The sequence below is a fragment of the Ideonella alba genome (assembly GCF_018069845.1).
In the GTDB taxonomy this organism is placed as follows: Bacteria; Pseudomonadota; Gammaproteobacteria; order Burkholderiales; family Burkholderiaceae_C; genus Ideonella; species Ideonella alba.
In genome coordinates this window covers 57691-78043 of sequence record NZ_JAGQDD010000001.1, presented here as the reverse complement: position 1 = coordinate 78043, position 20353 = coordinate 57691, and the positions used below count along the sequence as shown (strand labels likewise).

Genomic DNA, 20353 nt, shown 5'->3' with positions numbered 1-20353 from the left:
ATGTCTGCACTGCGCATGCTCCGGGCCACGGCGCTGGCCGCCCTGGTCACCAGCGCGGCGGCGGGTTCGCCGCCGCACCTGGTGCACCGGGACGGTCGCGCGGCCCTGGTGGTGGATGACCAGCCCTACCTGATGCTGGGCGCCCAGGTCCACAACAGCAGCAACTACCCCGCGGCCCTGTCGCAGGTGTGGCCGGCCGTGAAGGATCTGGGCGCCAACACCGTGTCGGTGCCGGTGGCCTGGGAGCAGGTGGAGCCGGTCGAGGGCCGCTTCGACTTCCGCTTCGTCGACACCCTGCTGGCGCAGGCGCGCCAGCGCGGGCTGCGGGTGGTGCTGCTGTGGTTCGGCACCTGGAAGAACACCAGCGCGCAGTACACGCCGGCCTGGGTGAAGCTGGACCCGAAGCGCTTCCCGCCGATGGTCGATGCCCAGGGCCAGGCCAGCTACTGCCTGTCGCCCTTCGGCGAGGCCACGCTTGACCGCGACCGCCGCGCCTTCACGGCGCTGATGGCCCACCTGAAGAAGGTGGACGGCCAACGGCACACCGTGATCATGGTGCAGGTCGAGAACGAGGTCGGCACCCACGGGCTGGCGCGCGACCACGGTCCCCAGGCCGAGGCCGCCTTCGCCCAGCCGGTGCCCAGCGCCGTGCTGGCGCGCCAGCCGGCCCTGCCCGGCCGGCCCGCCAGCGGCACCTGGCGCGAGGTCTACGGCGACTACGCCGACGAGTACTTCCACGCCTGGGCCATCGCCCGCTACATCGACACCGTCGCGGCCTCGGGGCGCCGCGAGCACGATCTGCCGATGTACGTGAACGCCGCGCTGCGCGACCCGCTGGAGCAGCCGCCCCAGCCCTGGAAGAACAACTTCGCCGCCGGCGGCCCGACGCCCGAGGTGATCGCCATCTACAAGGCCGCCGCCCCGCACATCGACGTGGTGGGCGCCGACCTCTACCACGCCGAAACGCCCAAGGTGGAGGCCACGCTGGGCCAGTTCCAGCGCCGCGACAACCCGCTGTTCATTCCCGAGATCAGCAACGCCCCGGCCTATGCGCGCTACCTGTGGGCCATCCTGGGCCGCGGCAGCCTGGGTGTGGTGCCCTTCGGCATCGACTATTTCAACTACAGCAATGCGCCGCTGGGCGCCATGGCCACCGACCGCAGCATGGTCCAGCCCTTTGCCCAGGTGTATGCGGCCTTCGCGCCGATGCAGCGGTCCTGGGCGCGCTGGGCGCTGGAGGGCCGCACCGCCGGCGCCAGTGAGCCCGACGACGGCCAGGAGCGCCGTCTGACGCTCCAGGGCTGGCAGCTGCGCCTGGCCTTCGGCGAGTGGATGTTCGGCGAGAAGGCCTGGTTTCCGGGCGCCCCGCCGCCGCCCTGGGCGGGCGCGCGCACCGGCGGCGCGGCCGTGGCGCAGATCGGTGATGACGAGTTCATCCTGGTGGGTCAGCGCACCCGCGTGCGCATCGAGCCGACCCAACCGGCCGAGCGCGCCGTGCTGCTGTCGGCCGAGCAGGGCCGATTCGACGCGCAGGGCCGCTGGGTGAGCGAGCGCCGCTGGAATGGCGACCAGGTCGACTACGGCCTGAACCTGCCGGCCACGCCGGTGGTGCTGCGCGTGCGCATGGCACGCCTGCCAGACAAGGGACCGCACTGATGACCCGCCGCCGAGACCTGCTGCGACAAGGCGTCGCGGCCTGCCTGGCCACGCCCCTGATCGGCCGCACCCAGGCGCCAGCCGCTGCGGCCTACGACTGGCGCAGCCTGCCCTTTGGCGGGGGCGGCTTCGTCGACGGCTTTGTCTTCCACCCGCGCGAGCGCGGTCTGCTGTACGCCCGCACCGACATCGGCGGCCTGTACCGCCACGACCCGTCGGCCGGCCGCTGGCTGCCCCTGCTGGACCACCTGGGCCGCGCCGACGCCGACCTGATGGGCGTACTGTCCATCGCCGTCGACCCCGCCGACCCGGACCGGCTGTACGCCGCCTGCGGGCTCTACACCGGCCGCTGGTCGCGCACCGGCGCGCTGCTCGCCTCCCACGACCGCGGTGCGCGCTGGCAGGTGCATGAACTGGGCATCGGCCTGGGCGGCAACGAGCCCGGCCGCGGCAGCGGCGAGCGGCTGCAGGTCGATCCCTGGCGCGGTGAGCGCCTGTGGCTGGGCAGCACCCGCGATGGTCTGCACCGCAGCGACGACCACGGCCGACGCTTCAGCCGCGTGGCGGGCTGTCCCGGCCAGCAGCCCACGCTGGTGCTGCTGGACCCGACCAGCGGCGGCGCCGGCCAGCCCTGCCGCCGCCTGTGGGTGGGCTGCCACGACCAACCGGGGCTGTGGGTGTCGAGCGACGGCGGCGATCATTTCGAGCGCGAGCCCGTGGCGCCCGGCCAGGTGCCGCAGCGCGCCGTGCTGGGGCCGCAGGGCACGCTCTACGTCAGCTTCGCGCGGCCGCGCGGCGCCACGCTGGCCAACCCGGGCGAGCTCGACGGCGGCAGCGTCTGGAAGCGCGACAGCGCCGGCCGCTGGAGCGAGATCAGCCCGCGGCCTGCCGGCCGCTTCGGCTGGTCCGGCCTGGACGTCGACCGCCAGCGTCCTGGCCGCCTGGTGGTGGCCACGATCGAGCGCTGGGCCGAGGGCGACGAGCTCTTCGTCAGCGACGACGACGGTGTCCACTGGCAACCGCTGGGCCCGCGCTCGCGCCACGACGACAGCCGCCACCCCTGGCTGGCCGACTACCGGCGCCATGGCGACCGCTTGGGTCACTGGATCGCCGACCTGAAGATCGACCCCTTCCAGGGCGACCGCGCCGTCTATGGCACCGGCTATGGTCTGTGGATGACCGACCAGTTGCGCGCGCCGCGCATCGACTGGCGCTTCGAGGTCGATGGCCTGGAGGAGACCGCGGTGCTGGGCCTGCGCAGTCCGTCCGGCGGCGCCACGCTGCTGGCCGCGATGGGTGATGTTGGCGGCGGCGCCTGGGAGGACACCGCGCGCGCGCCGTCGGCCGGCCTGTTCCAACCCTGCCGCGAGACCAACCGCGCTGTCGATGCCGCCTGGCAGACCCCGGCCATCGTCGTGCGCACCGCCGACCAGGCCGCCACCGGGGGCTACTGGAGCGCCGACGGCGGCGCCAGCTGGCGCCCGTTTCCCACCGCGCCCTTCGCACCGCAGGGTGGCCAGCGCCCGCTGGCCGGCGAGCTGGCGGTGTCGGCGCGCGGCGGCTTCTGGCTCTGCGCGCTGGCGGGCCGCGGCGCGGTGACCAGCGCCGACCGCGGCCGCCGCTGGGCGCCCTGCGAGGGCTGGCCGGCGCGCGGCGCGCCGGTGGCCGAGCGCAGCGTCGAGGGCGTCTTCTACGCTTTCGACCCGGATCGGGGCCAGGTGCTGGGCAGCACCGATGGTGGCGCCCGCTTCACGCCCATCATCACCGGCCTGCCGGTGCTGGCCGACTGGCAATCCGCCCAGCTGCATTGTTCGCCGGCCGCGCCGCGCGCCCTGTGGCTGGCGCTGCCCGACGGCCTGTGGTTCCTGGGCGGCGAGGGCCGCCCGCGCCCGCTGCCCACGGTGCAGGCGGCGTGGTGCATCACCACCGGTGCGCCCGCACCGGGCCGTCGCGAGCCAGCGCTGTTCCTGTGGGGCCAGCTGCGCGGCGACGGCGCCGAGGGCCTGTTCCGCTCCGACGACGAGGGCCGCAGCTGGCTGCGCATCGACGACCCGCAGCACCGCTACGGCCGCCTGCTGTCGATCGAGGGTGACCCGCTGCAGCACGGCACGGTCTACCTGGCGCCGCACGGCCGCGGCGTAGTCATGGGCCGGCCGCGCACCGGAGGGGCCGGATGAAGGCCCTGCTGGCGCTGCTGGGGCTGCTGTGGGCGCTGGGTGCCGGCGCGGCCGAGCTGCGCCTGCGCTACACCGCGCCCGCGCCCGAGACCGCCGACGGCTGGGAGCGCCAGGCCCTCCCCATTGGCAACGGCCGCGTCGGCGCGATGCTGTTCGGCCAGCCCGCGCGCGAGCGCCTGCAGTTCAACGAGATCACGCTGTGGAGCGGCGACGACCGCCAGATGGGCGCCTACCAGCCCTTTGGCGACCTGTGGGTCGAGCTGGACGGCGGCGACGCGCCAGTGCAGGACTACGAGCGCTCGCTGGACCTGAGCGACGCCACCCACCGGGTGCAGTACACGCAACACGGCGTGCGCTTCACGCGCGAGGCCTTCGCCAGCCACCCGGCCGGCGTCATCGTGCTGCACCTGCAGGCCGACACCCCGGGCCGCCACAGCGGCCGCATCCGCCTGGGCGACCGCCATGGTGCGCGCCTGCGCGCCGAGGCCGGCGTGCTGCGCGCCGACGGCAGCCTGGCCGGCTGGGTGCTGCCGCCCGAGGCCGGCGGCCAGAGCGGCGACACCCCCAGCCGCAACCGCCTGCGCTACGCCAGCCGGGTGGCGGTGCAGGCCCAGGGCGGGCACCTGCGCGTCGACGGCGACAGCCTGGTCTTCGAGGGCTGCGACGCCCTGACGCTGGTGCTGGCGGCCGGCACCAGCTACGTGGCCGATGCGGCACGCCGCTTTGACAGCGGCCGCGACCCGGCGCCGGCGGTGGCCGCGCGCGTGGCCGCGGCGCTGCGCCAGGGCCTGCCGGCACTGCGCTCGGCGCACCGGCGCGACATCGCCGCGCTGATGGGCCGCGTCGAGATCGACCTGGGGCCCACCGACGCCGCGCGCCGCGCCCTGCCCACCGACCAGCGCCTGCGCGCCCACACCGCCGACGGCGCCGATCCCGAGCTGGAGGCGCTGTACCTGCAGTACGGCCGCTACCTGCTCACCGCCAGCTCGCGCGATGCGCTGCCGGCCAATCTGCAGGGCCTGTGGAACCACAGCCTCACGCCGCCGTGGAACAGCGATTACCACAGCAACATCAACCTGCAGATGAACTACTGGCTGGCCGGGCCGGCCCACCTGCTGGCGCTGCAGGAGCCACTGCTGCGCTTCATCGAGGCCCAGCGCCCGATGTACCGCCGCGCGGTGCGCGAGCGCGCCGCCGACGCGCGGGCCCATCCGGGCCTGCAACGCCCCGGCATCACGCCCTGGGGCGAGCGTTTTCGCACCGTCGAGGAAAGTTTCCTGCGCGCCGACGGCCAGCCGGTGCGCGGCTGGACGGTGCGCACCGAGACCAGCCCGTTCGGCGCCATGGGCTACCTCTGGAACAAGACCGGCAATGCCTGGTACGCGCTGCACTTCTGGGAGCACTTTGCCTTCGGTCAGGACCGGGCCTTCCTGCGACAGCGCGCCTACCCGCTGATGAAGGAGGTCTGCCTGTTCTGGCTGGACCACCTGAAGACCCTGCCCGACGGCCGCCTGGTGGCCCCCATGGGCTGGTCGCCCGAGCACGGGCCGCAGGAAGACGGCGTCAGCTACGACCAGCAGATCCTCTGGGCGCTGTTCGACGCCACCGCCCGCGCCGCCGGGCTGCTGCGCCAGGACACCGCCTTCGCACGCCGCCTGCGCGAGACGCGCGATCGCCTGGCCGGCCCGCGCATCGGGCGCTGGGGGCAGCTGCTGGAGTGGCTGGACGAGAAGGATGACCCGGTGCTGGACACGCCGCAGGACACCCACCGCCATGTCTCGCACCTGTTCGCCGTGTACCCGGGCTGGCAGATCTCGCCCACCCGCACGCCCGCGCTGGCCGCAGCGGCGCGCACCTCGCTGCAGGCGCGCGGCGACGCCGGCACCGGCTGGTCGATGGCCTGGAAGATGGCCTTCTGGGCCCGCCTGCACGACGGCGCGCGCGCCCACCGCATGCTGCGCGGCCTGCTGGCCACGCCCGGCGCCCGCGCCGCCGAGCAGGCCGGTCGCTTCAGCGAAGCCAACAACGCCGGCGGCACCTACGACAACCTGCTCGACGCCCACCCGCCGTTCCAGATCGACGGCAACTTCGGCGCGGTGGCGGCCTTCTGCGAGATGCTGCTGCAGTCGCACGAGGACGAGATCACGCTGCTGCCCGCCCTGCCGCCAGCCTGGCCCGACGGCCGGGTGCGCGGCCTGCGCGCCCGCGGCGCGCTGGGCGTGGACCTGGCCTGGCGGGGCGGCCAGCTGCAGTCGGTGACGCTGCAGGCCGAACGTGCCGGCCCGGTGCAGCTGCGCTGGGGCGAGCGCCGGCTGCAGCTGCGGCTGGCCGCCGGCGAGCGCCGTACCCTCTCGCCTGAACAGTTCAGCACCGCACCATGAGCCCACTGCACCCCCTGATCTGCCTGGCCGCGCTGGTCGGCCTGAGCGCCTGCAGCAGCCTGCCCGCCGGCCGCGCGCCGACCGGCGACGTGACCGAGCTGATGCCCGGTGCCCGCTGGGAGGTGGCCGACATGGAGGCCGCCACGCCGCTGGTCGGCGACACCGTGGTGGTGCCCAAGCCGGCCCAGCCGCGCGTGCCCGCCAGCGACGTGCGCGCCCGCCGCGAGGCCGACGGCAGCCTCACGCTGCAGTGGCGCGAGGCCTGGTATGCCGCGCTGCGCCTGCACCTGACGCAGCCGCTGGACCTGCGTGGCGCGCTGGACGACGCCACGCTGGAACTGGACTGGCGCAGCGACGACATGGCCCGCGCCGGCCTGCACGTGGGCATGGCCTGCGGCCCCGATTGCGTGCGCAAGGTCAACCTGCTGCGCGCCTCGCGCGCGGCCCAGGGCCAGGGCTGGCAGCAGCTGGCGCTGCCGCTGCGCTGTTTCGTGCGCGACGGTGCCGACTTCCGCGCGATCGCCCAGCCCTTCTTCCTCGACAGCAGCGGCAGCGGCACGGTGCAGGTGGCGCGCGTGCGCCTGGTGCGCCAGGGCCGCCCCAGCACCGGCTGCCCCGACTACCGCAGCGAATCGGTCACGCCGGTCACGCTGGACCAGGTCTGGGCGATGGACTGGTGGATGCCGCGCCACGAGAAGAAGCTGCAGGCGGTGCGCGAGGCGGTGGCTGCCGGCCGCCCGCCGCAGCTGGTCTTCATCGGCGACTCGATCACCCACGGCTGGGAGGATGCCGGCCGCCGCATCTGGGACGAGCGCTATGCACCGCTTGACGCGCTGGACCTGGGCTATGGCGGCGACAAGACCGAGAACGTGCTGTGGCGGCTGCAGCACGGCGAGATCGACGGTTTCCAGGCCCGCGTGGTGGTGCTGATGATCGGCACCAACAACACCGGCGACCGCCAGGAGGATCCGGCCACCACGGCGGCCGGTGTGCGCCGCCTGCTGGACGAGATCCGCGCCCGCCAGCCCGCCGCGCGGGTGCTGCTGCTGGCGGTGTTCCCGCGCGACGCCGAGCCCGGCACCCGGCTGCGCCGCCTCAACGACCGCCTCAACCAGCACCTGGCCGGCTTCGCCGATGGCGAGCGGATCAGCTTCCTGGACCTGCAGCCGGTGCTGGCCGAGCCCGATGGCCGCCTGTCCACCGCCATCTTCCCCGACCTGCTGCACCTCAGCGAGGACGGCTACCGCCGCTGGGCCGACGGCATGGCCCCCACGCTGCAGCGGCTGCTGTCCGCCGGCCCCCTGCGATGAGCCTGCCGCCACCCCCGCCCGAGCTGGCCGAGCTGCCGGCCCCGGTGCCGCTGGACAAGCCCGAGGCGCTGCCCTGGTGGACCGCGCGCCATGCCGCGCTGCGCGCGCAGGCCCAGGCCATGCGGGCGGCCGGCCAGGCACCGCAGCTGGTCTTCCTGGGCGACTCGATCACCCACGGCTGGGACGATGTGGGCCAGCCGGTCTGGCAGGCCCGCTACGCCGCGCGGCCGGCGCTGGCCATGGGCTGCTGGGGCGACCGCACCGAGCACCTGCTGTGGCGGCTGCAGCATGGCGCACTAGACAACCTGGCGCCGCGGCTGCTGGTGCTGCTGATCGGCACCAACGACAGCGGCGACCTGCAGGCGCCGCCGGCGCGCACCGCAGCCGGCGTCTGGCGCCTGCTCGATGAGCTGCAGCGTCGCCTGCCCGCCAGCCGCGTGCTGCTGCTGGCCCTGCTGCCGCGCGAGCACGCGCCGGAGGCGCCGCTGCGCCAGCTCAACGAGGCGGTCAACACCCGGCTGCGCGCACTGGCCGACGGCCAGCGGGTGCACTTCCTCGACGTCGGCGCAGCGCTGACCGACGCCGCCGACTGGCTGGACCCCGCGCTGCTGCCGGACCAGCTGCATCTCAGCGAGGCCGGCTACCACCGGCTCGCCGACGCGATCGATCCCACCCTGGACCGCCTGCTGGCGGCCGCCCCCCTGGACGCATCCTGCCCATGAGCCCCCTGACCTACGCCAGCCCCTTCCCCGACCATTTCGTCTTCGGTGTCGCCGCCGCCTCGGCGCAGATCGAGGGCGCCGCCTTCACCGACGGCAAGGGCGAGTCGATCTGGGACCGCTTCGCCCGCGTGCCGGGCTCGGTGCACAACGGCGACACGCTGGACACCGCCTGCGACCACTACCACCGCTTCGACGAGGACTTCGCGCTGATGGCCTCGATGGGCATCCGCCACTACCGGCTGTCGATCGCCTGGCCGCGCATCTTCCCGCAGGGCCGCGGTGAGCCCAACCCAGCCGGCCTGGACTTCTACCGCCGCCTGCTGGCCAGCCTGCACCGCCACGGCATCACCCCCTGGGTCACGCTGTTCCACTGGGACCTGCCGCAGGCGCTGGAGGACGAGGGCGGCTGGACCGTGCGCAGCACCGTCGAGGCCTTCGCCCACTACGCCGACACCGTGGTCAAGGCGCTGTCGCCCTGGGTGCGGCACTGGATCACGCTCAACGAGATCCGCTGCTTCACCTGGCTGGCCTACGGCGTGGGCAGCAAGGCGCCGGGCCGGCGCGAGCCCGAGCAGGTGGTCAACCAGACCATCCACCACGCGCTGCTGGCCCATGGCCTGGCGGTGCGCGCGGTGCGCCTGCACGGCAGCGACGACGCCCAGGTCGGCCTGACCGACAACTGCGACGTGGCGGTGCCGGTGACCGAGACCCCCGCCGACATCGCCGCCGCCACCGCCTGGTTCGTCCAGAAGAACGCCCACATCCTGGGGGCCATCCATGGCGGCGGCTACTCGGCCGAGTACCTGGCCCGCGTCGGCGACGCGGCACCGCATGTCGAGCCGGGCGACTTCGACCTGATCAGCCTGCCCACCGACCACCTGGGCCTGAACATCTACACCGCCACCTATGTGCGTGCCGGCGCCGATGGCCGGCCCGAGGCCCTGTCGCTGCCGGCGAACTACCCGCGCGCCGACAGCCCCTGGCTGAACCTGGTGCCACAGGCCATCTACTGGGCGCCGCGCATGTGCCGCGAGCTGTATGGCCACCGCTCGATCCTGATCACCGAGAACGGCTGCGGCTACGATGCGGAGCCGGTGGAGGGTGGCGAGGTGATCGACCTGCACCGGCGTGACTACGTGCGCAACCACCTCCGCGAGGTGCACCGCGCGCTGGCCGATGGGGTGCCGATCGACGGCTACTTCCTGTGGTCCTTCATCGACAACTTCGAGTGGGAGGACGGCTACGCGCGGCGCTTCGGCATCGTCCATTGCGACTTTGAGACCCAGGTGCGCACGCCCAAGCTCTCGGCGCGCTGGTACGCCGAGGTGATCCGACACCGACGCATCCTCTGAGACCATCGCCATGACGCAGCCCACCGCCAAACGCAGCACCCGCGCCCGCCACGCCGCCACCCTGGCTGACGTGGGACGCGCCGCCGGCGTGTCGGCGATGGCGGCGTCGGCGGTGCTCAATGGCGCCAAGACCTCCTCGCGCATCTCCGACGAGACGCGCCAGCGCATCCTGGAGGCCGCCGAGCAACTGCGCTACCGACCCAACGCCACCGCGCGCGGCCTGGCCGAGCGGCGCATGAACACGCTGGGTCTGGCCACCACGCTGTCGGGCAACGAGCTGAACCAGTACTTCCTGGAAGTGTTCAACGGCGTCATCGAGGCCGCGGCGGCGGCGGGCCAGAACACCACCGTCTTCGCCTTCGACACCTGGCCCGAGGTGGCGCGGCGCATGGCCTCGATCTGCGATGGCCGCATCGACGGCCTGATCCTGCTGGCGCCGCTGCTGGGCCCGGATGACGCCCAGGCCCTGCCCGAGCACACGCCGGTGGTCTCGGTACACGCCAACCATGCGCTGCCGGGGGTGCCCAACATCGAGTCCGACGAAGAGCGCGGCGCCTTCGAGATGGTGCGGCAGATGCTGGCCCTGGGTCACCGCCGCATCCTGCACCTGGCCGGCCCGGCCGACTCGATCGGCGCCAACCGGCGTGTCGCCGGCTGGCGCCGCGCCCACGCCGAGGCCGGCGTGCCGCTGGACGAGGACCTGCTGGTGCGCGGCGGCTTCAGTGCCGAGGCCAGCCGGCGCCAGCTCGCCGACTGGTTCGATGCCCACCGCGGCGACGAGGTGCCGCACGCCATCTTCGCCGTCAGCGACGCCGTCGCGCTGGGCTGCTTCGAGGTGCTGGGCGCGCGCGGCCTGCAGGTGCCGCGCGACCTGTCGGTGGTGGGATTCGATGACACCTTGCTGGCCCGCTCGGCCCGCCTGGCCACGGTGCACCAGCCGCTGCGCGAGATGGGCCACCTGGCGGTGCGCCTGCTGCTCGCCGCCGTGGACGCCAAGCTGGGCCTGGCGCCGCCGCAGCCGATCGCCTCGCAGGTGCTGCCCACCGAGACCGTCCTGCAACCCAGCCTGGCCCCGGTGCGACCGGGGCCGCTGGCCATTCCCTGACCCCGCGCCGGCGGTGCCGCCGGCCTGCCCGAGAGACCGCTGATGAGCACCACCGCCCCCGCCGACCGCGTTCCGATGCCCCAGAAGGTGGGCTACGGCCTGGGCGCCTTCGTCGACCTGTGGGGCCACTGGCTCTACCAGTCGCTGGCCTTCCACGTCTTCAACGTCTTCCTGGGCATGGCGCCGGGGCTGATCTCGACGGCGCTGATGATCAAGATCTTCATCGACGCCGCCTCGGACGCGGTGTTCGGCTGGCTGTCGGACAACACCCGCACCCGCCATGGCCGGCGCCGCCCCTTCATCCTGGTGGGTGGCGTGCTGGCGGGCATCGGCCTGCCGCTGATGTTCGCGGTGGGCCGCGGCTGGACCGACACCCAGTACTTCATCTTCATGCTGGCCTCCACGCTGGTCTACGTGCCGGTGATGAGCTGCTTCAACATGCCCTGGACCAGCCTGGGCACCGAGATGACGCCCGACTACCACGAGCGCACCAGCGTCATGCAGGTGAAGAACGCGATCCAGAAGGTGCCCGAGCTGACGATGTTCGTGGCGGCCCAGTTCACCACGCTGTCGATCTTCAACGACGCCAACGGCAAGCCCGACATCCTGCTGGGCGCGCAGGTCTACTGCAGCATCCTGGGTGCGGTGATGGTGGGCATGTCGGTGGCGATCTTCCTGCTGGTGCGCGAGCGCTACTACGAGAGCGTGGTGGTGCGCCAGGCCAAGGTGCCGCTGCGCGACACGCTGTACCGCACGCTGCAGAACAAGCCCTTCCGCTCGCTGCTGGGCATGATGCTGGCCTACGGCATCGCCACCGCGATGGTCGGCCTGCTGGGCTACTACACCACGCTGTACTACGTCTGCGGCGGCGACGTGGCGCTGGGCACGCGCTGGAACTCGGCCATGGGCCTGGCCGGCATGGCCTTCGGCTTCGCCGGCATCCCCTTCTTCGGCATGCTGGCGCGGCGCTACGGCAAGCGCCTCGGGCTGATGGCGGTGCTGGCGCTGGCGGTGTGCGCCTTCATCGGCGACTGGTGGCTCTACGACCCGCGCTACCCGTGGCTGCAGCTGCTGGCCTGCGGCTTCGTGGCCTTCACCGGCGCCGGCTTCTGGACGCTGTACGGCTCCACGCTGGCCGACGTGATCGACCATGACGAGCTGGAAACCGGCCAGCGCCGCGAGGGCTCGTTCGCCGCCTGCCAGTCCTGGATCAGCAAGGTGGGCATCGGCCTGGGCAATGGCGCCTCGGGCTGGATCCTGCAGTTCACCGGCTTTGACGCCAAGCTGCCGGTGCAGAGCGAGGAGGCGATCACCCTGATCCGCCTGCTGCTCAGCGGCATCCCGGCGCTGGGCCTGCTGATCGCGTTGGTGCTGATCGCCCGCTTCCCGATCGACGAGGCCGGCGCCGGGCGCACCCGCGGCCTGCTGGAGGCGCGCCGCGGCGCGGTCTGAGCATGGCCCTGACCCGACGTGAGGCGCTGGCCGCCGCGCTGGGTGGGACGGCGCTGCCGGCCGGCGCCACCACGGCACGCGGGCGCGGACCAGAAGGCCAGCGCTGCGCCGACCTGGGCGACGGCCGCTACCTCAACCCGATCGTGCCCGGGGACCACGCCGACCCGACGGTGCTGAAGGACGGCGCCGACTACTACATGAGCTTCTCGTCCTTCGCGGCCACGCCGGGGGCGGTGATCTGGCATTCGCGCGATCTGCTCAACTGGGTGCCGATCACCGCCGCCCTGCCCGAGCCGCCGGGCACCGTGTGGGCGATGGACCTGGTGCGCCACCAGGGCCGCTACTTCCTCTACATCCCGGTGCTGCAGGCGCAGGGCACCGCGGTCTACGTGGTCTGGGCCGACGACATCCGCGGCCCCTGGAGCGCACCCATCGACCTGGGCCTGCCCGGCTGCATCGACCCCGGCCATGTGGTGGGCGAGGACGGCCGGCGCTACCTGTTCCTCAATGGCGGGCGGCGCGTGCGGCTGAGCGATGACGGCCTGCGCACCGACGGCCCGCTGCAGGAGGGCGCCTGGGAAGCCTGGCGCTACCCCGAGGACTGGGTGGTCGAGATGTTCGCCCCCGAGGGCCCCAAGCTGCTGCGCCGCGGCGGCTGGTTCTACCTGGTCTCGGCGGTGGGCGGCACGGCCGGGCCGCCGACCAGCCACATGGTCACGCTGTCGCGCTCACGCTCGGTGCACGGGCCCTGGGAGCACTGCCCGCACAACCCGATCGTGCGCACCCGCAGCGCCGATGAGCCCTGGTGGTCGCGCGGCCACGCCAGCCTGGTCGAAGGCCCGGCGGGCGACTGGTGGATGGTCTACCACGGCTACGAAAACGGCTTTCGCACCCTGGGCCGCCAGGCCCTGCTGGAGCCGGTGCAGTGGACGCGCGACGGCTGGCTGCGCGCCCGCGGCGACACGCTGTCGCGGCCGCTGCCGGCGCCGCGCGGCGGCCAGGCCGGGCCCACCGGCCTGGCGCTGTCGGACGATTTCGAGCGCCCGACGCTGGGCCTGCCGTGGAGCCTGCACGGTGCCGCACCGGGTGAGCTGGCGCGGCGCGTGCAGGTGGGCGGCGGCGAGCTGCGCCTGCGCGGCAAGGGCCAGGCGCTGGCCGACTGCTCGCCGCTGTGCTGCATAGTGGGTGACCGACGCTACGAGGTCACGGTCGAGGTCGAGGCCCACGGCGCCGCCCACGGCGGGCTGGCGCTGTTCTACGACGAGCGCGGCCATGCCGGCATCGGCCTGGGCGGCGGCGAGCTGTTGACCTACGGCTACGGCCAGGAACAGCGCTGGATGCGCCAGCCGCTGACCACGCCGCGCCTGCACCTGCGCCTGCTCAACCGCGACAACGTGCTGACCTGGTTCACGTCCGCGGACGGTCGGCAGTGGCAGCAGCTGCCCTGGCAGATGGAGGTCTCGGGCCTGCACCACAACGTCTTCGGCGGCTTCACCAGCCTGCGTCTGGCGCTGTTCAGTGCGGGCGAGGGCGAGCTGCGGTTCCGGAGGCTGCGCTACCGCGCACTCTGAGCGCCCCCAGGGCCGGGCTGCGCCCAGCCCGCCCCCCCCCGAGGGGATCAAGTCGTCCTGGGGCGGCCCTGCGACAGCTTGCCAGCGCCCCCAGGCCCGGGCTGCGCCCAGCCCGCCCCCCGAGGGGGTCAAGTCGTCTTGGGGCGGCCCTGCGACGACTTGTGAGCCATGGCCTGTGCCAGCAGCGCCTCGTGCATCGGCATGCGCGCCAGCAGCGCCTCGACCTCGTGCCGGCGCTGCAGCAGCAGCTCGGCGGCGATGTCCTCGGGCACCTCGGCCGGCCAGGGCAGCGCGCGCTGCGGCCAGTGCTCCATGCCGGCGTGGATGGCCAGCCAGCTGTTGGCGTCGAAGCCCTCCTGGTCGTAGACCGCCAGCACGCCGGCGGCTCGCCAGGCGTCGATCTTGTGGGCCAGGGTGTCGGGCAGGTCCATCGCGGCCATCTCCTGCCACAGCCGGCTGTCGCGGCGGCGGCTCAGGCGGTAGTGCAGCACGATGAAGTCGCGGATGCGCTCGTACTGGCGCCGCATCAGGGTGTTGTAGCCGGCACGCGCCGGCTCGCGCTGCGGGTGGTCGAGCAGCGACACCAGGTGGCCGATGCCCGACTGCACCAGGAAGATCGCGGTGGACTCCAGCGGCTCGAGGAAGCCGCCGGCCAGGCCGATCGCCACCACGTTGCGCTCCCACAGCCGCTCGCGGTAGCCGGTGGTGAAGCGCAGCAGGCGCGGCTCGGCCAGCGGCGGGCCGTCCAGCCGCGCCAGCAGCTGCGCCAGCGCACGCTGCTCGTCGATGTGGCGGCTGCTGAACACATGGCCGTGGCCGGTGCGCTCCTGCAGCGGGATGCGCCAGGTCCAGCCGGCCTCCATGGCCGTGGCGGTGGTGTAGGGCGTCAGCGGACCATCATTGCGCGCTGCGGGCACCGCCCAGGCGCGGTCCACCGGCAGCAGGTGGCTCTGGTCCAGGAAGGGCACGGCCATCGCCTGGCCCAGCAGGCGCGAGGCAAAGCCGGTGCAGTCGATGAACAGGCTGGCGTGCAGCGCACGGCCATCGTCCAGTCGCAGGGCCTGCACCTGGCCGTCGGCGGCTTGCTGCACCCCGGCGATGCGGCCCTGCACATGCTGCACGCCGCGCGAGATCGCCAGCGCCTGCAGGTAGCTGGCATAGCGCTGCGCATCAAAGTGGTAGGCGTGATCGTAGCGGCCGGCCAGGCCGGCGCCGGGCTGCGGCGGCAGGAACTGGCCGCCGCGCGCCATCGCGCCGGGCAGGCTGAGGTCGGTCAGCGCCAGGCCGACGGGCAGGCGATGGCGCAAGCGCAGGTACTGCGCCCACAGCGCCATCGGCCCGTCGAGCGTGCCCAGGTCACCGAAGGTGTGGAAGTAGTGGTGGCCGGGCTGCAGCCAGTCGTCGAAGCGGATGCCCAGCTTGAAGGTGCCGCCGGTGGCGCGCAGGAAGTCGACCTCGTCGATGCCCAGCAGGCGGTTGAAGGCGCGGATCGACGGGAAGCTGGCCTCGCCCACACCGATGATGCCGATCTCCGGCGACTCCACCAGCGTCAGCGGCCGGCCTGGCCGCGCCGTGGCCAGCGCGGCGGCGGCCATCCAGCCGGCGGCGCCGCCCCCGGCGATGACGATGCTGTCGATGGGATTCATGCGCCGTGCCGGTTGCGGGCATCCACACAGACCGCGGCCAGCAGCACCACGCCCTTGATGACCTGCTGGTAGTCGATGCCGATGCCCAGGATCGACATGCCGTTGTTCATCACGCCCATCACGAAAGCGCCGATCACCGCACCGCCGATGCGCCCCACGCCCCCCGAGGCCGAGGCCCCGCCAATGAAGCAGGCGGCGATCACATCCAGCTCGAAGCCCAGACCCGCCTTGGGCGTGGCGCTGTTGAGCCGCGCCGCGAACACCAGGCCGGCCAGCGCCGCCAGCACGCCCATGTTGACGAAGGCGGCAAAGGCCAGGCGCTCGGTGCGGATGCCCGACAGCCGCGCCGCCTTGGCGTTGCCACCCAGCGCATAGAGCTGGCGCCCGAGCACGCTGCGCGAGGCCAGCAGCTCGTACACCGCCACCAGCACCAGCAAGAGCAGCAGCACCAGCGGGGCGCCCTTGTACGAGGCCATCAGCCAGCCCCCGCCCAGCACCGCCGCCAGCAGCCCGGCCTGGCGCGGCAGCAGCGTGGCCAGCGGCTCGACCGCCATGCCATGGCGCAGGCGCTGCGCGCGACGGCGCCAGGGCAGCAGCACCGCCGCCACGGCCAGCAGCACGGCCAGCCCCAGTGTGCTCGCATGCGGGGCCTCGTCGTCCGCCCCCAGGTCGGGCAGGAAGCCGGTGGACAGCGCCTGGAAGCCGTCCGGGAACGGCCCCAGCGACTGGCCCTGCAGCAGCGCCAGCGCCAGGCCCTTGAAGACCAGCATGCCCCCCAGCGTGACGATGAAGGACGGGATCGCCAGGTAGGCCACGAACCAGCCCTGCAGCGCGCCGATCAGCGCGCCGGCGGCCAGGCAGGCCGCCACCGCCGGCAGCACCGGCCAGTCGTGCTGCACCATCAGCACCGCCGCCAGCGCGCCGGTGAAGCCGCACACCGAACCCACCGACAGGTCGATGTGGCCGGCCACGATGACCAGCAGCATGCCCAGCGCCATCACCACGATGAAGCTGTTCTGCAGCACCAGGTTGGTCAGGTTCAGCGGCTGCAGCAGCGTGCCGTCGGTGAGCCACTGGAACAGGCCGGTGATGGCCACCAGGGCCAGCACCAGGCCGTGTTCGCGCAGGCGCGCCAGCAGGGCCGGGGCGGGGGGCGCGGCGGGCGCCATGGAGGTGGTGTTCATGTCAGTGCAGTGGCGCGCCGACGATGGCGCGCAGGATGGCTTCCTGGCTGGCCTGGGCGGCCGGCATCTCGGCGACGATCGCGCCTTCGTTCATCACGTACAGCCGCTCGCACAGGCCCAGCAGCTCGGGCATCTCGGAGGAGATCAGCAGCACGCCGCAGCCCTGTTCGGCCAGGCTGGCGATCAGCGCGTAGATCTCCTGCTTGGCGCCCACGTCGATGCCGCGCGTGGGCTCGTCCAGGATCAGCAGCCGCGGCCCGGTGAACAGCCACTTGGCCAGCACCACCTTCTGTTGGTTGCCGCCCGAGAGCTGGCCCACCGGCTGCGCCAGGTCGCGGCAGCGGATCGCCAGGCGGCGGCGGAAATCCTGCGCCACCGCGTGCTCGCGCGGCTCGTCGACCAGGCCGCGGCGCGCCACGCCGCGCAGATGGGCCAGGCTGGTGCTGCGCGCCACGCTGTCGCCCAGCACCAGGCCCAGGCCCTTGCGGTCCTCGGTGACGTAGGCGATGCCCGCAGCGATCGCGCGCGGCACGCTGGAGAGGTCCGCCGGCTGGCCGCCCACCAGCGCCTGGCCACCGCGCCAGCGACCCCAGGAGCGGCCGAACACGCTCATCGCCAGCTCGGTGCGGCCGGCGCCCATCAGCCCGGCCAGACCGACGATCTCGCCGCGGCGCACCGTCAGGCTGGCCTGCCGGATGGCCAGGTGGCCGCGGCGCTGGGGGTGCTCGACGCACCAGTCGCGCAGCTCGAACAGCGGATCGCCGGGCATCGTGCGGCGCTGCGGGTAGCGGCCGTCCAGCGGGCGGCCGACCATGGCCTGGATGATGGCGTCCTCGTCGGGCAGGGTCTCGAAGCCGGCCACGCTGGCGCCGTCACGCAGCACCGTCATGCGCTGCGCCACGCGCCGCACCTCGCCCAGCTTGTGCGAGATCAGGATGCTGGCCACGCCCTCGGTCTGCAGCTGCAGCAGCAGCGCCAGCAGGGCCTGGCTGTCGCGCTCGTTGAGGCTGGCGGTGGGCTCGTCCAGCACCAGCAGGCGCACCTGCTTGCCCAGCGCCTTGGCGATCTCGACCAGCTGCTGCTGCCCCACGCCCAGCCGGCCCACCTGGGTGTCCGGGTCGGCATCCAGGCCCACGCGGGCCAGCAGCGCACGGGCCCGCGCGTGCGCCGCCACCGTGTCGACCCAGCCGTGGCGCGCCGGCTCGTGGCCCAGGAACAGGTTCTCGGTGATCGACAGCGTCGGCACCAGCGCCAGCTCCTGGTGGATGATGACGATGCCCAGGCGCTCGCTGTCGGCGATGCCGGCAAAGCGGCAGGCCCGGCCCTCGACGCGGATCTCGCCCTCATAGGATGGATGCGGGTAGACGCCGCAGAGCACCTTCATCAGCGTCGACTTGCCGGCGCCGTTCTCGCCCACCAGCGCATGGATCTCGCCGCGCGCCACGCGCAGGTCCACGCCGCGCAGCGCCGGCACGCCGTTGAAGCGCTTGGCGATGCCGCGCATCTCCAGCAGGGGTGCGTCCATCAGCGCAGCTGGCCCGCCTGGTAGTAGCCGCTGGCGACCAGCACCTGCTGCCAGTTGCCGGCGTCCACCGCCACCGGCTTGAGCAGCTGCGCCGGCACCACCTTGACCCCGTTGTGGTAGGTCTTGCGGTCGTTGAACTCGGGCGCCTTGCCGGCCAGCAGCGCATCGGCCAGTTCGGCCGCCACCCGCGCCAGCTCGCGCGTGTCCTTGAACACCGTGGAGGCCTGCTCGCCGCGGATGATGGACTTCACCGAGGGCAGCTCGGCATCCTGGCCGGTGACCACCGGGCAGGGCTGGCGCGGCGTGCAGTAGCCCACCCCCTTGAGCGACGAGAGCACGCCGATCGACAGGCCGTCGTAGGGGCTGAGCACCGCATGCAGGCGCTCCTTGCCGTAGTGCGCCGACAGCAGGTTGTCCATGCGCGCCTGCGCCACGCTGGCGTCCCAGCGCAGCGTGCCCACCTTGTCCATGCCCATCTGGCGGCTGCGCACCACCAGGCGACCGCTGTCGATGAGTGGCTTGAGCACACTCATCGCGCCGTCGTAGAAGACCTGGGCGTTGTTGTCGTCGGGCGAGCCACCGAAGAGCTCGATGTTGAATGGCCCCTTGCCCTGCGCCACGCCCAGCCGGTCGATGATCGACTGGCCCTGCATCACGCCGACCTGGAAGTTGTCGAAGGTGGCATAGGCATCGACGTGCGGCGTGCCGCGGATCAGCCGGTCGTAGGCGATGACCTTGATCTGGCGCTCGGCGGCCTTGCGCAGCACGTTGCCCAGCGTGCTGCCGTCGATCGGTGCGATCACCAGCACGCGCGCGCCCTTGGTGACCAGGTTCTCGATCTGCGCCAGCTGGTTGGGGATGTCGTCGTCGGCGAACTGCAGGTCGGCGCGGTAGCCCTTGGTCTTGAAGACCTTGAGCATGTGCTCGCCGTCGGCGATCCAGCGTGCGGCGCTCTTGGTGGGCATGGAGATGCCCACCAGGCCCTTGTCCTGGGCCCGTGCCCGCAGGCCCAGGCCCGCCAGCAGGCTGGCGGCACCCAGGCCGCGGAGAAGGTGGCGTCGGGGGGTGATCATCGGGAGTCTCCTGGATCGACGGCAGGACGCGGACCTGCGATGCTGCGATCTAATTTGTTCGACGAACGAACTTTATGAACAAGGACGATGTCAGTGAAGCGGGATTTCCCCGGATGAACCCGGCCGCTACGGTGCCTGGCGTGCGCAGCGCCCCCTGGGCGCGGCTGGCCGATGGACGCCCGGTCACCGCCTGGACGCTGGACGCCGGGGGCCAGCTGCAGCTGACGCTGCTGGACCTGGGCGGCACGGTGGTGGCGCTGCGCATGCCCGACCGCCACGGTCACTTCGACAACATCGTGCTGGCGCTGGCCTCGCCCGACGATCAGTTGCGCCACAACCCCACTTTCGGCAGCCTGGTGGGCCGCTATGCCAACCGGATTGCCGACAGCCGCTTCATGCTGGACGGCCGCCGCGTCGACCTGGACAGCGGCGGTACCCGCCACTGCCTGCATGGCGGCGCGCAGGGCTTTGGTGCGCGCTTCTGGCAGGTGGCGCCCGGGCCCCGGTCGCCCGACGGCGCGGTGGCGGTGGTGCTGCGCCTGGACAGTCCGGACGGCGACCAGGGCTTTCCGGGCCGGCTGTCGGTCGAGGTGCGCTACACGCTGACGCCCGACGACTGCTGGATCGTCGACTACAGCGCGCACACCGACCGGCCGACGGTGCTCAACCTGACCCAGCACGCCTACTGGAACCTCGCCGGCTGCGGTGCGGTGGACGGCCACCGGCTCACGCTGGTGGCCGGCCGCTACCTGCCGATCGACGCCGAGGGCATCCCGCAGCACAGCGCGCCGGTCGATGGCACGCCGCTGGACTTCCGGGGCGGCGCGGTACTGGGCCCACGGCTGCGCACGGTGCACCCGCAACTGCAGCACGGCCGCGGCCTGGACCACTACCTGTGGGTGGACCGCAGCGCGCCGGGTCTGGCGCTGGCCGCGCGGCTGGAGGACCCTGTCAGCGGCCGCGTGCTGGAGGTCGAGACCACCGAGCCTGGCCTGCAGGTCTACAGCGCGAACTGGCTGGACGGCCGCCTGGCCGGCACCCATGGCGACCTGCTGCGTGCGGGCGACGCGCTGTGCCTGGAAACCCAGCATCCGGCCGATGCGCCGAACCGGCCGGACTTTCCGTCCACCGTGCTGCGTCCGGGCCAGACCTGGCACAGCCGCACCCTGCATCGACTGCGTTGCCTGCGCTGAGGGCTC

General features: G+C 73.1%; 14 protein-coding genes. 10 read left to right on the top strand and 4 right to left on the bottom strand.

The window, feature by feature from the left end; all coding sequences use genetic code 11:
• From KAK03_RS00330 to KAK03_RS00290, 9 genes are read left to right on the top strand one after another with little or no spacing between them, the layout of a single operon-like run.
• Positions 1-1656 (top strand): DUF5597 domain-containing protein, encoded by a 1656-nt coding sequence (locus KAK03_RS00330; RefSeq protein WP_210851027.1) that lies wholly within the window; start codon positions 1-3, stop codon positions 1654-1656.
• Positions 1656-3833, top strand: a complete 2178-nt coding sequence (locus KAK03_RS00325; RefSeq protein WP_210851026.1) for a WD40/YVTN/BNR-like repeat-containing protein — start codon at positions 1656-1658, stop codon at positions 3831-3833. Before KAK03_RS00330 ends, KAK03_RS00325 begins: the two co-directional genes overlap by 1 nt.
• Positions 3830-6214 carry a glycoside hydrolase family 95 protein gene (locus KAK03_RS00320; protein ID WP_210851025.1) on the top strand — a complete coding sequence of 795 codons (2385 nt, stop codon included), beginning with the start codon at positions 3830-3832 and terminating at the stop codon, positions 6212-6214. The genes KAK03_RS00325 and KAK03_RS00320 overlap by 4 nt, the downstream gene beginning before the upstream one ends.
• Positions 6211-7524: a GDSL-type esterase/lipase family protein gene (locus KAK03_RS00315; RefSeq protein ID WP_210851024.1), complete on the top strand. Its 1314-nt coding sequence runs from the start codon at positions 6211-6213 to the stop codon at positions 7522-7524. Before KAK03_RS00320 ends, KAK03_RS00315 begins: the two co-directional genes overlap by 4 nt.
• Positions 7521-8246, top strand: a complete 726-nt coding sequence (locus KAK03_RS00310; RefSeq protein ID WP_210851023.1) for a GDSL-type esterase/lipase family protein — start codon at positions 7521-7523, stop codon at positions 8244-8246. Before KAK03_RS00315 ends, KAK03_RS00310 begins: the two co-directional genes overlap by 4 nt.
• A complete protein-coding gene (locus tag KAK03_RS00305) occupies positions 8243-9598 on the top strand; it encodes a GH1 family beta-glucosidase (RefSeq protein WP_210851022.1) in 1356 nt (451 codons plus the stop codon). The genes KAK03_RS00310 and KAK03_RS00305 overlap by 4 nt, the downstream gene beginning before the upstream one ends.
• A gap of 10 nt (positions 9599-9608) precedes the next feature.
• Complete coding sequence (locus KAK03_RS00300; RefSeq protein WP_210851021.1) at positions 9609-10703, top strand: LacI family DNA-binding transcriptional regulator; 1095 nt, start codon at positions 9609-9611, stop codon at positions 10701-10703.
• A 42-nt stretch (positions 10704-10745) separates the two neighbouring features.
• On the top strand, positions 10746-12155 hold the full coding sequence (locus KAK03_RS00295; RefSeq protein WP_210851020.1) for an MFS transporter: 1410 nt from the start codon (positions 10746-10748) through the stop codon (positions 12153-12155).
• 2 nt (positions 12156-12157) lie between these two features.
• Positions 12158-13726 carry a family 43 glycosylhydrolase gene (locus KAK03_RS00290; protein WP_210851019.1) on the top strand — a complete coding sequence of 523 codons (1569 nt, stop codon included), beginning with the start codon at positions 12158-12160 and terminating at the stop codon, positions 13724-13726.
• Between the two features lie 128 nt (positions 13727-13854).
• Here KAK03_RS00290 and KAK03_RS00285 read toward each other — a convergent pair whose 3' ends face one another.
• Genes KAK03_RS00285 through chvE form a run of 4 tightly spaced genes read right to left on the bottom strand, consistent with a single transcriptional unit; the run spans position 13855 to position 19154 of the window.
• Positions 13855-15372 carry a tryptophan halogenase family protein gene (locus tag KAK03_RS00285; RefSeq protein WP_210851018.1) on the bottom strand — a complete coding sequence of 506 codons (1518 nt, stop codon included), beginning with the start codon at positions 15370-15372 and terminating at the stop codon, positions 13855-13857.
• Complete coding sequence (gene mmsB / locus KAK03_RS00280) at positions 15369-16556, bottom strand: multiple monosaccharide ABC transporter permease (RefSeq protein ID WP_210851017.1); 1188 nt, start codon at positions 16554-16556, stop codon at positions 15369-15371. The genes KAK03_RS00285 and mmsB overlap by 4 nt, the downstream gene beginning before the upstream one ends.
• A 1-nt stretch (position 16557) precedes the next feature.
• The gene (locus tag KAK03_RS00275; protein ID WP_210851016.1) at positions 16558-18081 is read right to left on the bottom strand and encodes an ATP-binding cassette domain-containing protein; all 1524 of its coding nucleotides are present in this window, start codon (positions 18079-18081) and stop codon (positions 16558-16560) included.
• On the bottom strand, positions 18081-19154 hold the full coding sequence (gene chvE, locus KAK03_RS00270; RefSeq protein WP_210851015.1) for a multiple monosaccharide ABC transporter substrate-binding protein: 1074 nt from the start codon (positions 19152-19154) through the stop codon (positions 18081-18083). Before chvE ends, KAK03_RS00275 begins: the two co-directional genes overlap by 1 nt.
• Positions 19155-19267: 113 nt before the next feature.
• Between chvE and KAK03_RS00265 the strand changes: the two genes are divergently transcribed.
• Positions 19268-20347 (top strand): aldose epimerase family protein, encoded by a 1080-nt coding sequence (locus KAK03_RS00265; RefSeq protein ID WP_210851014.1) that lies wholly within the window; start codon positions 19268-19270, stop codon positions 20345-20347.
• Positions 20348-20353 lie beyond the last annotated feature (6 nt).

Bases quoted from the DNA above. Each gene is read 5' to 3' on its own strand.
- KAK03_RS00330 (WP_210851027.1), top strand. From the start codon at position 1: ATGTCTGCACTGCGCATGCTCCGGGCCACGGCGCTGGCCGCCCTGGTC.
- KAK03_RS00325 (WP_210851026.1), top strand. From the start codon at position 1,656: ATGACCCGCCGCCGAGACCTGCTGCGACAAGGCGTCGCGGCCTGCCTG.
- KAK03_RS00320 (WP_210851025.1), top strand. From the start codon at position 3,830: ATGAAGGCCCTGCTGGCGCTGCTGGGGCTGCTGTGGGCGCTGGGTGCC.
- KAK03_RS00315 (WP_210851024.1), top strand. From the start codon at position 6,211: ATGAGCCCACTGCACCCCCTGATCTGCCTGGCCGCGCTGGTCGGCCTG.
- KAK03_RS00310 (WP_210851023.1), top strand. From the start codon at position 7,521: ATGAGCCTGCCGCCACCCCCGCCCGAGCTGGCCGAGCTGCCGGCCCCG.
- KAK03_RS00305 (WP_210851022.1), top strand. From the start codon at position 8,243: ATGAGCCCCCTGACCTACGCCAGCCCCTTCCCCGACCATTTCGTCTTC.
- KAK03_RS00300 (WP_210851021.1), top strand. From the start codon at position 9,609: ATGACGCAGCCCACCGCCAAACGCAGCACCCGCGCCCGCCACGCCGCC.
- KAK03_RS00295 (WP_210851020.1), top strand. From the start codon at position 10,746: ATGAGCACCACCGCCCCCGCCGACCGCGTTCCGATGCCCCAGAAGGTG.
- KAK03_RS00290 (WP_210851019.1), top strand. From the start codon at position 12,158: ATGGCCCTGACCCGACGTGAGGCGCTGGCCGCCGCGCTGGGTGGGACG.
- KAK03_RS00285 (WP_210851018.1), bottom strand. From the start codon at position 15,372: ATGAATCCCATCGACAGCATCGTCATCGCCGGGGGCGGCGCCGCCGGC.
- mmsB (WP_210851017.1), bottom strand. From the start codon at position 16,556: ATGAACACCACCTCCATGGCGCCCGCCGCGCCCCCCGCCCCGGCCCTG.
- KAK03_RS00275 (WP_210851016.1), bottom strand. From the start codon at position 18,081: ATGGACGCACCCCTGCTGGAGATGCGCGGCATCGCCAAGCGCTTCAAC.
- chvE (WP_210851015.1), bottom strand. From the start codon at position 19,154: ATGATCACCCCCCGACGCCACCTTCTCCGCGGCCTGGGTGCCGCCAGC.
- KAK03_RS00265 (WP_210851014.1), top strand. From the start codon at position 19,268: ATGAACCCGGCCGCTACGGTGCCTGGCGTGCGCAGCGCCCCCTGGGCG.